This window comes from Streptomyces sp. CC228A, assembly GCF_021390935.1.
GTDB lineage: Bacteria > Actinomycetota > Actinomycetes > Streptomycetales > Streptomycetaceae > Streptomyces.
In genome coordinates, this window is record NZ_JAJPUI010000001.1 from 1083761 (window position 1) to 1096389 (window position 12629).

Annotated in this window: 10 protein-coding genes, 1 pseudogene and 1 riboswitch; of the genes and pseudogenes, 3 read left to right on the forward strand and 8 right to left on the reverse strand. The window is 73.6% G+C overall.

The window, feature by feature from the left end; translation table 11 throughout:
- The first annotated feature begins 65 nt into the window (after positions 1-65).
- The 3 genes from L6E17_RS04780 (at position 66) to L6E17_RS04790 (ending at position 3539) form a co-directional block, all read left to right on the forward strand.
- Positions 66-971, forward strand: a complete 906-nt coding sequence (locus L6E17_RS04780; protein ID WP_236239662.1) for a carbohydrate ABC transporter permease — start codon at positions 66-68, stop codon at positions 969-971.
- The gene (locus L6E17_RS04785; RefSeq protein WP_236239466.1) at positions 968-1798 is read left to right on the forward strand and encodes a carbohydrate ABC transporter permease; all 831 of its coding nucleotides are present in this window, start codon (positions 968-970) and stop codon (positions 1796-1798) included. Before L6E17_RS04780 ends, L6E17_RS04785 begins: the two co-directional genes overlap by 4 nt.
- A gap of 268 nt (positions 1799-2066) precedes the next feature.
- Positions 2067-3539, forward strand: a complete 1473-nt coding sequence (locus tag L6E17_RS04790; RefSeq protein WP_236239467.1) for a non-reducing end alpha-L-arabinofuranosidase family hydrolase — start codon at positions 2067-2069, stop codon at positions 3537-3539.
- A 614-nt stretch (positions 3540-4153) separates the two neighbouring features.
- On the opposite strand, the gene L6E17_RS04795 is transcribed toward L6E17_RS04790, so the two are convergent.
- From L6E17_RS04795 to L6E17_RS04830, 8 genes and pseudogenes are all read right to left on the reverse strand, one after another.
- Positions 4154-4975, reverse strand: a complete 822-nt coding sequence (locus tag L6E17_RS04795; protein ID WP_236239468.1) for an ABC transporter ATP-binding protein — start codon at positions 4973-4975, stop codon at positions 4154-4156.
- A pseudogene (locus L6E17_RS04800) lies at positions 4972-5981 on the reverse strand (FecCD family ABC transporter permease). The gene L6E17_RS04795 and the pseudogene L6E17_RS04800 overlap by 4 nt, the downstream one beginning before the upstream one ends.
- Before the next feature lie 107 nt (positions 5982-6088).
- Positions 6089-7123, reverse strand: a complete 1035-nt coding sequence (locus L6E17_RS04805; RefSeq protein ID WP_236239469.1) for an ABC transporter substrate-binding protein — start codon at positions 7121-7123, stop codon at positions 6089-6091.
- Between the two features lie 29 nt (positions 7124-7152).
- Positions 7153-7339: riboswitch (cobalamin riboswitch) on the reverse strand.
- A 52-nt stretch (positions 7340-7391) separates the two neighbouring features.
- Positions 7392-8141, reverse strand: a complete 750-nt coding sequence (locus L6E17_RS04810) for a class I SAM-dependent methyltransferase (protein WP_236239470.1) — start codon at positions 8139-8141, stop codon at positions 7392-7394.
- The gene (locus L6E17_RS04815; RefSeq protein WP_236239471.1) at positions 8110-9378 is read right to left on the reverse strand and encodes an MFS transporter; all 1269 of its coding nucleotides are present in this window, start codon (positions 9376-9378) and stop codon (positions 8110-8112) included. The genes L6E17_RS04810 and L6E17_RS04815 overlap by 32 nt, the downstream gene beginning before the upstream one ends.
- Positions 9371-10624 (reverse strand): ATP-grasp domain-containing protein, encoded by a 1254-nt coding sequence (locus L6E17_RS04820; RefSeq protein WP_236239472.1) that lies wholly within the window; start codon positions 10622-10624, stop codon positions 9371-9373. The genes L6E17_RS04815 and L6E17_RS04820 overlap by 8 nt, the downstream gene beginning before the upstream one ends.
- Positions 10621-11643, reverse strand: coding sequence for a cysteine synthase family protein (locus L6E17_RS04825; RefSeq protein ID WP_236239473.1), 1023 nt, complete (start codon positions 11641-11643; stop codon positions 10621-10623). The genes L6E17_RS04820 and L6E17_RS04825 overlap by 4 nt, the downstream gene beginning before the upstream one ends.
- Positions 11640-12479, reverse strand: a complete 840-nt coding sequence (locus L6E17_RS04830) for a hypothetical protein (protein ID WP_236239474.1) — start codon at positions 12477-12479, stop codon at positions 11640-11642. Before L6E17_RS04830 ends, L6E17_RS04825 begins: the two co-directional genes overlap by 4 nt.
- Positions 12480-12629: the final 150 nt, after the last annotated feature.

The following is a 12629-nucleotide window of genomic DNA, read 5'->3' on the forward strand; positions in this document are numbered from 1 at the left end:
CCCTGACGGAAGAGCGGACGGAACGCGCCGCGCCGGTGCCCGCCCCCGCGCCGGTCCGATCGCTCCTGCGCGGGTGGGGGGACTGGGCGTCGGTCGCCTGGTTCCTCGTCCCGGCCCTGGTCCTCTTCCTCGTCTTCGTCCTCGCCCCGATCGCCGTCGCCGTCCACACCGGATTCTTCCGGTGGGGCGGGATCGGACCCGTGGACGACTTCGTGGGCTTCGCGAACTACACCAGGCTGTTCGGCGACCGGGTCTTCCTCGGCGATCTGGGGCGCGGACTGTACCTGATCGTCCTGTCGGTCGCGGTGCAGCTGCCGTTCGCCCTCCTCACCGCGGTCCTGCTCAACCAGAGGCTGCGCGGCCGGGCCGTCTACCGCATGCTGTTCTTCGCGCCGTACGTCCTCTCCGAGGTGGTCACGGCCGTCCTCTTCACGATGATCTTCCTGCCCGGCGCCGGCATGGCAGACCACCTCGTGGGCCTTCTGGGCCTGGAGGGGCTGCAGGGCAGGTGGCTCGCCGATCCCTCGACGGTCATGCCGACCCTGTTCGTCGTCATGGTGTGGAAGTACTTCGGCTTCCACATGATGCTCTTCCTCGCCGGCCTGCAGAGCATCCCGACCGAGGTCCTGGAGGCCGCCTCCCTCGACGGCGCGGGCGCCTGGCGGCGCTTCCGGCACGTGACGCTGCCGCTGCTCGGGCCGACGATCCGGATCAGCGTCTTCCTGTCGGTCGTCGGGTGCATCCAGCTCTTCGACCTCGTCTGGGTCATGACCGCGGGCGGGCCCAACCACTCCTCCGAGACGATGGCGATCGCGATGTTCCAGTTCGGGTTCAAGCGGTACCAGGTCGGCTACGCCAGCGCGATCAGCGTGGTGCTGTTCATGATCAGCCTGGTCTTCTCCCTCCTCTACCAGCGGTACGTGCTCCGCCGCGACCTGAGCGGGGCCGTCACCTCGGGAGGCGGCCGGTGAACGCCCGCCGCACCGCACGCGGACTCACGCTGCACGCCGTGGTCCTGCTGATCGCCGCGTTCGTCGCCGTGCCGCTGGTCTACGCGGTGATCTCGGGGTTCAAGAGCACCGGCGAGCTGACGACGAACCCGTTCGGGCTGCCGGAGCGGTGGAAGACCGGCAACTACACCGGCATCCTCGGCGACGGAACGTTCTGGCGGCAGACGGCCAACAGCGCCGTCATCGCCCTCGGCACGACGCTCTGCACGGTGGCGGCCGCCGCGATGGCCGCGTTCGTGCTGGCCCGGTACGCCTTCCGGGGAAGGGAGCTGTTCTACACGCTGTTCACGATCGGCTTGATGTTCCCGTTCGCGGTGGCCGTCCTGCCGCTCTTCCTCATGCTGCGCACCGTCGGCCTGCTCGACAACCCGCTCGGGGTGATCCTCCCCCAGGCGGCCTTCGGACTCCCGATGACGATCGTCATCCTGCGCGGCTTCTTCCGGACCATCCCGGCGGAGATCGAGGAGGCGGCCGTCGTGGACGGCTGCGGCAAGTTCCGCTTCTTCTGGCAGATCCTGCTGCCGATGGCGCGTCCGGCGCTGGGCACGGTCTCGGTGCTGGCGGTCGTGGCGAGCTGGAACAACTTCTTCCTGCCGCTGCTGGTGTTCAACGACCCCGCGTGGCAGACGATCCCGGTCGGGGTCCAGCAGTTCCAGGGCCAGTACGCGACCGACTACGCGCTCGTCCTCGCCTACACCGTGCTCGCCATGGTCCCTGCCCTCGCCTTCTACGCCGTCGCCGAGCGCCAGATGATCGGCGGCCTCACCGCGGGCGCCACCAAGGGCTGACCCGTACGGCGCGACCACCCCCGGGGAGGCCCTGTGACCCGCCTGGCGGCGTTCCCGTCCGTCACATTGTTAGCGCTCACATTGCGCACCGCCGGCCGCTCCGGCCGGCGGTGGTGAAGCCATGACGCCGGCCCGCGGCCAGGCGCCGCGACCGGCGGCACCGCAGGACCGCTCCCCGGCGTGTACGGCGCCGCCCCCGTCCTCCCGGCGCGGCCGCCCCGCGGCCCGTCCGGGTCCCCGCACCCTCCACCCCCAAGGAGATCCTCTGATGAGATTCCGCCGCCCACCCCTGATCCTGGGCCTCGTCCTCACCGTCCTGTCGTCCCTGCTGCTCGGGGCCGCACTCCTCGCCGCCCCGCCCGCCGCCGCGGCGACCGTCGACACCAGCGCCTGGTACGTGCTGGTCAACCGCAACAGCGGCAAGGCCCTGGACGTCCACAACCTGGCGACCGGCGACGGCGCCCGCATCACCCAGTGGACCAGGAACGACCAGCACCAGCAGCAGTGGCAGTTCACCCCCTCCGGCGACGGCCACTACCGCCTCACGTCCCGCCACTCCGGCAAGGTGCTGGACGTCCACAACCACTCCACCGCCAACGGCGGCCCGGTCGTCCAGTGGACCGACAGGAACGGCGCCAACCAGCAGTGGCGGGCGGTCGACAGCCCGGACGGCCACGTGAGGCTCATCGCGCGCCACAGCGGCAAGGCCCTCGAAGTGCAGGGGGGCTCCACCGCGGACGGCGCGAACATCGTCCAGTACGACGACTGGGGCGGCGCCAACCAGCAGTGGCGGCTCGTCCGGGTCTCCGGCGGCAGCCCCGGCACGTGCGCGCTTCCGTCGACGTACCGCTGGACGTCGACGGGCGCGCTGGCGCAGCCCAAGCCGGGATGGGCCTCGCTCAAGGACTTCACCGTCGCCCCCTACAACGGGAAGCACCTCGTCTACGCGACCACGCACGGCGCGGCGGGCACCGGAGTGGGCTGGCGTTCGGTGAACTTCACCCCGTTCGCCGACTGGCCGCAGATGGCCTCGGCCGGCCAGAACACGATGTCGACTTCCGCCGTCGCGCCCACGCTGTTCCACTTCGCGCCGAAGAACCTCTGGGTACTCGCCTACCAGTGGGGCAGGACCGCCTTCTCCTACCGGACGTCGACCGACCCCGCCGACCCGAACGGCTGGTCGCCTGAGCGGGAGCTCTTCTCCGGGAGCATCGCCGACTCCGGAACGGGACCCATCGACCAGACGCTCATCGGCGACGGCACGCACATGTACCTGTTCTTCGCCGGCGACAACGGCAGGATCTACCGGGCGAGCATGCCGATCGCGAACTTCCCGGGCAGCTTCGGCACGGCCTCGACGGTGGTCATGAGCGACACGAAGAACAACCTGTTCGAAGCCCCGCAGGTGTACAAGCTCCAGGGCCAGGACCGCTACCTCATGATCGTCGAGGCGATCGGGGCGCAGGGCCGCTACTTCCGCTCCTTCACGGCCACCAGCCTGAACGGCGACTGGACACCCCAGGCCGCGACCGAGAGCAACCCCTTCGCCGGCAAGGCCAACAGCGGCGCCACCTGGACCGACGACATCAGCCACGGCGAACTGGTCCGCACCAGCGCCGACCAGACCTTCACGGTCGACCCCTGCAACCTGCGGTTCCTCTACCAGGGACGCGACCCCCGCTCCGGCGGCGACTACGGCCAGTGGCCCTACCGCCCGGGACTGCTGACGCTGCGGCGCTGACGGTGTGACACCGCCCCGGCTCCGGTGCGGAGCCGGGGCGTGGCGGGCCCGGTACGCGGGCCGAGCCCGCCACGGACGGCTGCCTCCCGGGCCGGACACCCCCGCCCAGGGCGAGCGGTCGCCCGCCGGCCCGGTCAGCCGACGGGGCCCGCCAGGTCCGGGCCGGTCAGCCGGTCCGGGTCGGACAGGATGTCGATCGCGGCGATCCCGCCGCCGGCGACGGTGCAGCCCCTCACGGGGAACAGCTCGCCGCCGACGGTGTCGACCGGGCCGGCACCGCCGTTGGCCAGCGCCGCATGGGGGCCGCGGTGGTGGCCATGCGCCGGAGGGCCGCCGGCTGCGCGGCCGCGGCCCCGGCACCCCGGAGGGCGCTGCCGCCCGAAGGCGACCGGAGCCCGCTCGCGACCGCGCCGGTCGCCGCCACCCCGCGTGTTCCGCCGCTGCGGGCAGGACGCCGAGTCCGGCGCCGGCGGCCGGCCGTCCGCCGCGCACCGCCGGCCGGGCCGCCGGTCCCGGCAGCCGGGCCGCGGCCGCGCCGGACCCGTCGCTGCGCGTCCCGCCGCAGCAGCCGGGCGGGGGTCCCGGACCTCGGACGCGCTCCGCGGACGCGGCGCCTACCGGAAGGAGGCGTCCGCCTCGGCCGGTGCGGCGGCCGCGTGCGGCTCGTCCGGGAGGAACGTCACCTGCGGGGCGCCCGTGCGCGGATGGACGGCGACCTCGGCCGCCACGCCGTACACCTCGGACAGCAGCCGGGGCGTCAGCACGTCGGCGGGTGCGCCCGAGGCGGTGACCCTGCCGTCGCGCAGCACGTAGAGGCGGTCGCAGTAGTACGCGGCCAGGTTGAGGTCGTGCAGGGCGACCAGGACCGTGGCGGGCAGTCGCCGCAGGGCGCCGAGCACGTCCAACTGGTGGCGCACGTCGAGGTGGTTGGTCGGTTCGTCCAGGACGAGGAGCGACGGCTGCTGGGCCAGCGCGCGGGCGATGAGCACGCGCTGGCGCTCGCCTCCGGACAGCCGGTCGAAGGGGCGGTCGGCCAGTGCGGTGGCGTCCACCGCCGCGAGCGCCGCGCCGATCAGTCCGGCGTCCTCGGGGGTGTCCCCGTCGAGCAGCCGCTTGTGCGGTGTCCGGCCCATCGCGACGACCTCGCGCACCGACAGGTCGAACGCGGCGCCGGACTCCTGCACCACGGCCGCCACGGTGCGGGCCAGTCGGCGCACGGGCAGGGCCCAGGCGTCGGCGCCGTCGACGGTGACCCGCCCGGTCTCGGGGCGCAGGATGCGGTAGACGGCCCGCAGCAGGCTGGACTTGCCGCTGCCGTTCGGTCCGACCAGGCCGACGACCTCGCCGGGGCGGGCGGTGAGCGAGACGTCCTCCACCAGGCGCTGCGCACCCGCGGTGAGGGAGACGCCGTCGATGACGAGTTCGGTGGCGGTCATGCCCCTCCTCGGTCGTCGGTCCGCCGGGCGTCGCGGCGCATCAGCCACAGGAAGAACGGGCCGCCGCACAGCGCCGTGAGCACGCCGACGGGTATCTCCAGGGGAGCGGCGACGACACGCGCGGCGATGTCGGCCCAGATGAGGAAGACCGCGCCGCCCAGCGCGGCCGTCGGCAGGACGCGGCGGTGGTCGCCGCCGACGAGGAGCCGCACGATGTGCGGAAGCATCAGCCCGACGAACCCGATGGGTCCGCACGCCGCGACGATGACGCCGGTGACGAGGGAGAGCAGCACGAACATGCGGGCGCGGAAGCGGGCCACGTCCAGCCCCATCGTGGTCGCGGCCTCCTCGCCGGCCAGCAGCAGGTTCAGGTTCCGCGCGTGCACCATCAGGACCCCGATGCCCAGGAGCAGGGCGGCGCCGGGCAGCCACAGCGTGTCCCAGTTCACGCCGCCGAGGCCGCCGAGGGTCCAGGCGAGGACCGTACGGGCCTCGTTGCCCCGGTCGGTGGTGAGCAGCAGCAGGTCCAGCACGGCGGTGAGGACCGCGGCGATGGCCACACCGGAGAGGACCAGCCTCCCCGACGTGATCCGCCCCCGGTGCGGGCCGTGGCGTAGACGAGCAGCAGCGCCCCCAGCGCGCCCGCGAACGCCGCCACCGGCAGCGACACCGGCCCGAGCAGGGTCACCCCGAACACGATCACCACGACGGCGCCCAGGGACGCGCCGGAGGAGACGCCGAGCAGGTAGGGCTCGGCCAGCGGGTTGCGGATCAGCGCCTGCAGGGCGGTGCCCACCACGGCGAGCCCCGCGCCGGCCACCGCGCCGAGCAGCACGCGGGGCGCCCGCACGTCCAGCACGATGGTCTCCCGCGCCCCGGACCAGTCCGGCTCCGCCCACGACGCGCCCAGCGCGTGCGTCACGATGCCCCACACCTGCCCGGGCGGCACGTGCACGGAGCCGATGGCCAGTCCGGCCGTGGCGGACACCACCAGCAGGGCGGCCAGGGAGACGAGGGTGACGGTGAGGCCCGCCGGGCCCGCCCGTCCGTCGCCCCGCCGCCCCGGTGGCGCGGTCTGCTCGGTGGGGGGATCGGCGCGGACGGCTGAGGCCGTCACGCGAACTTCTCGGGATGGATGCCGCGGGCCAGGTCCTCCACCGCGTAGGCGGACCGCACGCCGACCAGCGTGGCCGTCAGCGGCAGCACGACGAACCGCTCGTTCCTGATGGCGGGGACGTCCTTGAGCGCGGGCTGGGCGAGCAGGAACTTCTTCTTCTGCTCGACGCTCCCGGAGCCGGCGTAGTCGTAGATCGCGATGACCTCCGGCTTGCGTGCCACGACCTGCTCCCAGGAGACGTCGCCGAAGACCTCGTCCAGGTCGGCGAAGACGTTCTTTCCGCCGGCCAGCCTGATCAGTTCGGTGCCGAGGCTCTTGCCGCCCGCGGTGAAGGCCGACTTGTCGCCGCTGTCGTACACGAAGACGGGCACCGCGGGTGCGCCCTTGACGGCGGCGGCGGCCGCGCCCACCTCCGCCTGGAGGTCGGCGACCAGCTTGTCCGCCCGGTCGGGCACGCCGAAGATCCGGCCGACGGTGCGGACCTCGTCGTAGGTGTCCTGCATCGTCACCTGCTTCTTGCCGCAGTACTCGCGGTTCAGGTGGGTGTCGATGCCGGCGTCGGCGAACGCCTTGCGGGAGCGGCCCTCCTTCTCGTCGAAGGCGCTGCCGTAGCCGCCGTAGACGAGGTCCGGTTCCGCGTCCAGGACGGTCTCGAAGGACGGCTCCCGCTCGGCCAGTTCGGGGATGGCGGCGAAATCCTTCTCCAGTTCGGGCAGCACGGCCGAGTCGGGGAAGGCGGTGCCCACCATGCGGTCCTTCAGGCCCAGCGCCAGCATGAGCTCCGCCGGGTGCTGGTGGATGGTGACCACCCGGGAGGGCGGCTTGTCGTACGTGGTCTTCACACCGCAGTTGTCGATGGTGACGGGGAAGCCCGCCGCCGAGGGCGCCGCGGCCTTCGGGTCCGCGGGGGCGTCCTTCGCCGCGCCGCAGCCGGCGGTCAGCAGGGCTGCCGACAGGGCGACGGCCGCGGCCGCGGCGCGCAGGGCACGGTGCCGGCGGGCAGGGGTGAACAGCGGGGGGCGGTTGTGCACGTGAAGCCTCCTGGGGAGTCCGCGCTCCTCGGATCGGGCCCGCGACAGGCCAGTGTCCTGACTCCCGGATCGACGCTCCGCCCCCTGGCCTTCCCGCGCGGCGCGCAGTGGCGTACGAAGGGGTGCACTCCCCGGTCACAGTGGCGGGACCGTGCCGGACTCGCACCGGCTTCCTGATCTCCCGTCGCGGTGATGACCCGCTGATCCTACGGTCTGCCCGGTCGGCGTCAAAAGGGCGTGCGCCGCCCCCCGGCGCGCCCCCCGGCCGTCAGTGCCCGCGGACGGCCCTCAGGATCAGCCGCTCGGCGTTCCCGTCGTAGGGGCGGCCGTCGAAGCCGCCGAAGACCTCCACCCGGCCGAACCCCGCGTCCTGCGCCATCCGCCGCAGTTCGACCGCGCTGTACACGAACCACACCAGGGTGGCCCGCGTCACCCGGTCGCCCCGGACCAGGACCCAGTCGCTGCGCAGCCGGGCCCAGTCGTCCAGCACGGTGTCGGTCTGCACCAGCAGGTCGTCGCCGCGCTGCACCACCTTCGGCGGGGTCACCTTCCGGGCCAGCAGCTCCTTGCCCGCGAGGTCCAGCACGAGCGTGCCGCCCGGCGCCAGGCAGCGGTACATGGTGCGCATCACCCGGGCGTTGTCCGCGGGGTCCTCGAAGTAGCCGAAGGAGGTGAACAGGTTGAGGACGGCGTCGAAGGAGTCCGGTGCCTCGTACGCGCGTGCGTCGGACCGCACGTACGTGACCTGCGCGCCCGCGTCGGCCGTCCGCTTGCGGGCCCGGTCCAGCATGGCCGGGCTCAGGTCCACTCCCGTCACGCGGTGGCCGCGCAGGGCCAGCGGAACGGTGAACACCCCGGGTCCGCAGCACAGGTCCAGCACCCGCGAGCCGGGGGCGAAGGACAGCAGGGGAGAGGTGTCCAGCAGCTCCGCGGCGTGCGTGTGGCGCTGCTCGGAGAAGAGGAAGTCGTGGAACCCGGTCCAGAAGTCATCGTCCTGGAACCCGCCCGTCCGTGTCATGAGGTGTCCGTGCTCCTTCGTCGTCGGTTGGCGGAGGGAGGTGTTCCGCTCCGCGGTCGCGCAGGGCCAGCAGCAGCGGAGGCAGCAGCAGGCACTGCGCCGCCGCCAGCAGCCAGAACCAGCCGGTGTCCCCGGCCCGTTCGCCGAAGCCGTACAGCTGGCCGCCGAGCAGCCCGCTCGCGCAGGCGCCGAGCCCCGCGGCCAGCCGCTGCCGGCCGAAGACCACGGCGTCCGAGCGGGAGCTGCGGCGCAGCGCCTCCAGGTCGTTCTTCAGGAAAAGCACGATGTCGCCCAGTGTGAGCAGCGCCGCGCCTGCCAGCAGCGCCGGACGGGTGCCGACCGCCAGGACCGCCAGCCCGGCCGCCAGCCCGGCGAAACCGACCGTGAGGGCCGTCGCGTACGGCATGCGCTCGATCAGGCCGGAGGCGAGCGGCTGGACGACGATGACCAGCGCGAAGCAGAGCAGCAGCACCAGGCTGTAGAAGGTGCCGGACGCCCGCTCGACGGCGTACACCGCCAGGTAGTGCTGGAAGTGGAAGTAGAGGTAGAACGCCAGCGCGTTCGCGGCGAACGGCAGGGCCGCCACCCCGGCGAGCAGGCCCCGCCCGGCCGTCTCACCGCCCGGCTGCCGCCCCCTCGCGCCCACCGCGGGAAGCCGCGCGTGGCCCGCGGTGACCAGTACGAACAGCGCGGTCACCACCGTGAACAGCCAGCCGGGCGAGGACAGCACGAACGGCCCCGCGACCAGCGGCCCCACCGCCATACCCGCGTTCAGGGCGGCGTTCCCCGCCGACAGGAACGCCGGGCGCCGCTCGTCCGCCACCCCGTGCACGAGGTACGCCTTGTTCGCGGGCAGGTACAGCGCGGCCCCGCAGCACGTCAGGATCAGCGCCCCCACGGCCAGCGGCGGCCAGCGCAGGGCCAGCAGGAAGCCGGCGAACCCGGCCGTGCGGACGAGCAGCGCCCACAGCATCGTCCGGCGCAACCCGATCCGGTCCGCCAGGGCCCCGCCCGCGACCCCGCCGGAGAACTGCACGAGGGACGCGGCGGCCAGCACCACGCCCACCGTGCCGAGCCCCATCCCGAGCCGCTCGTGCAGGAACACCGACATGAACGGCAGCACCATGAAACTGCCGAGCGGGATCAGGAACGAACTGAGCAGCAGGAAGCGCAGCGGGCCGTCGAGCGAGGACAGCGCCGCCCGCAGACCCGCCCCGCCCGGGGAGCGATCAGCCACCGGACTCCCCGCCGCCGGCGGCATCCGGCAGCGGGACCGGCTCGGTGAGCACCGTCAGCGCGTTGGCGGCGGCGACCGCGCGGTGCGTGGCGAGCTCCGCGGTCTCCGCCTCCGCGTAGACGATCCCCGCGTACCCGCGGCTGTCGGCCAGGTGCTCGACCCGGTCACCGACGGACCTGACCGGGTACCAGGCCGGCGACCCCGGCATGTCCGCCAGCCGGTCCAGCCCGGCGACACCGGTGAACACCCCGGGCGCGGCCGGGTAGCCCAGCACGAAGGCGACCGCCGGACCGCCGGGCAGCTCGGCGTCCATCAACCGGGGGCGGCGGCCGAGCGCCGCCTCGACCACCGCCTCGTACACGTTCGCGCCGAGCGCCCGGCACATGCCCTCGCCGACCAGGGCGCCCCCGATCCTGGGGTTGACCTCCACCACCTCCGGGCCGCCCGCCGTCAGCACGAACTCCACGTGCGCGAAACGGTCGGTGTAGCCGATCACCGCGAGCACCTCGCCCAGCCACCGCTCCAGCGCGGCCCGCCGCGCCTCGGGGAAGGCCACGGGGAACGCCGTGATCTCCTCCCGGAAGTACGGCTCCGGCGACATCAGCCGGCTGGAGACGCCCAGCAGCCGCGTGCGGCCCGCCCACGTGAGGGTCTCGGCGCTGTACACCGGCCCGCTGAAGTACGGCTCCGCGAACAGCCGCCCCCTCAGCTCCCGCCCGGCCGCCTCGCGCAGCGCCGCCTCCAGCTCCGGTTCGTCGCGGACCAGCCAGACGTTCTGGCTGCCCGTGCCCGCCGTGTCCTTCAGGACGGCGGGCAGCCCGACCTCCTTGAGCAGCACCTCCCGCAGCTCCGCCCCCGGCGCCTCCACGGCCCGCCCGCGCGACAGCCCCGCCTCGTGCAGGCGGCCGCGCACAGCCGCCTTGTCGCGGGTGAGCCGCAGGACGGCCGGGTCGAGCCCGGGCAGGCCCAGGCGCTCCGTGAGCGCGGCGCCGACCGCCGTCCACGTGTCGGTGGAGCTGATCAGGCCGCGCAGGCCGGGCATCCGGCGCAGCAGCTCCGCCACACCGTCCACGTCGAAGGTGTCGGTCTCCACGACGTCGAGGGCGTCCGCCGGGAGCCGCTCCAGCTCGTAGGCGTAGAAGGAGCGGTCGCAGGTGAGCAGCGTCAGCCGCTCCCCGAGCGCGTCGGCGGCCCGCACCAGGTGCCCCAGGCCGAAGGTGAGTGACTCCAGGGAGGCGACGCTCATGCCGCCCGCTCCTTTCCTCGTGCCGGGCCGGCGGTGCGCCGCCAGGCCATCGTGGACCAGGGCATGGACATCTCCTCGGGTGCGGTGATCTCGACCGGTTTCAGGGCGGCCGGGTCCGGGGCTTCCGCGTGCCGGGCGAAGACGCGCTCGACGTAGCGGTGCCCGGTGTCGGCGCCGATGACCAGGTGCAGCCGGTCCGGGTGGCGGCGCGCCTCGTGCGCGGCGGCCAGGTACGCGGCGCCGGTGGACAGCCCGGCGAAGACGGCGTGGTCCCGCAGCAGCGCGACCGTGCCGGCCATGGCGTGGGTGAAGTCCAGCCAGTGCACGGCGTCGTAGAGATGGTGGCGGACGTTGTCGAAGACGATGGACGACCCGATGCCGGCGATGATCGCCTCCGGGTCGTGGTGGTCCTCGCTGCCGAAGGTCACGCTGCCGAAGGGCTGCACGCCGACCAGCCGCACCGACGGGTCCGCCGAGCGCAGCCGCTCCACGACGCCGCCGGTCGAGGCTCCCGAACCGACCCCCCCGACGACGGTCAGCGGGGCCCCGGGGAACGCCGCCGCGATCCGGTCGGCGACCTCGTGGTAGCCGAGGTAGTGCACGGCGTCGTGGTATTGGCGCATCCAGTGCCAGTCGGGGTGGTCGGCGAGGAGCTCCTCGACGCGCCGCACCCGCAGCTCCTGGTCGAGTTTGAGGTCCTTCGAGGGCCTGACCTGCTCGACGGTGGCGCCGAGGACTTCCAACTGGGCCCGTGTGGTGGTGTCCACGGTCGTGGACGCGACGATGTGGCAGCGCATGCCGTGGCGGTGGCAGGCCAGCGCCAGCGCGTAGGCGTAGATACCGCTGGAGCTGTCCACCAGGGTCTGCCCCGGCCGGATCGTGCCCCGCTCCAGCAGGTGGCGGACGGCGGCGAGCGCCGAGTAGACCTTCATCGACTCGAACCGGATCAGGACGAGGCCGTCGGTGAGCCGGACGAGGTCGGGCACCTTCAGCGCGTCGGCGATGTGGGGGTGGATCACCCGTAGCCTCCTTGGGCGAAGGAACACTGGTGGCCGAGCGAGTGGAAGAACGCGGACAGCTCCGACTTGAGGGCCGCGTCGAGGCGGCCGGGGAAGAGGTAGCCGATCAGGCAGCCCGTGTGGGCGACGAACACACCGTCGGCGCCGAACCGCTCGCGGTGCGCGAGCATGCTGCCGAACGCCGCCTTGGGCAGCACGTCCTGCGACAGGGCGGCGCTGGCGGTGGCCGCCCGCGCCACGGCGGCCGGGTCGCCCGACGCGAAGCCCTTCAGCAGGTCGGTCAGGCACCGCTCGTACTCCTCCCCGCGCCGCCGGTAGTGCGCCAGCAGCAGGTCGGTGACGGCGGCGGTGTCCACCGTGCCGGGCTCGGTGACGTAGGCGGTGTGGAAGCCGAGGTCCGTGCCGAGCCGCCGGACCACGCGGTGCCGGCCGCTGAGGTACAGGGCGAACTCGTCGAGGAACACGCTGTCGGCCCGCTCCACCTCCGCCAGGACGCCGATGACCACGTCCGTGTCGTACGGCAGGGCGAAGAGCCGGAACAGGCAGCGCAGCGTCGCCACCATGTCGGCGGTGGAGCTCGCCATCCCCACGCCCACCCGCAGGTCGGAGTGGGCGCTCCAGCGGCCGGGCGGCAGCGTGAGCCCGTAGTGCTCCAGGAAGAGCCGGGCCGCCGCCGCCGACTTCTCCCCGGGCGGCAGCGGTTGGGGCGCACCCGGCCCCGGGGTGAAGTGCACCCAGGAGTGGCGGTCCACGGGGAAGGACACCACGGCGATGTCCGGCTCGGCGCCCGCCCGCAGCGGGCCCTGGTACAGCTCGCCCAGGGTGCCGTGGCACACCCCGGACACCGTGGGCCCCGGCGGCCGCCGCGCCCCGCGGGCGGTTTCTGCCGACGTCAGCACCGGCCGGTCCGGTCCGCCGCGGCGCGGGCCGGCCGGCATCCGGCGCGGACGGCGGGCACTCGCGTGGTCACGGGCATGTCCTCCTCC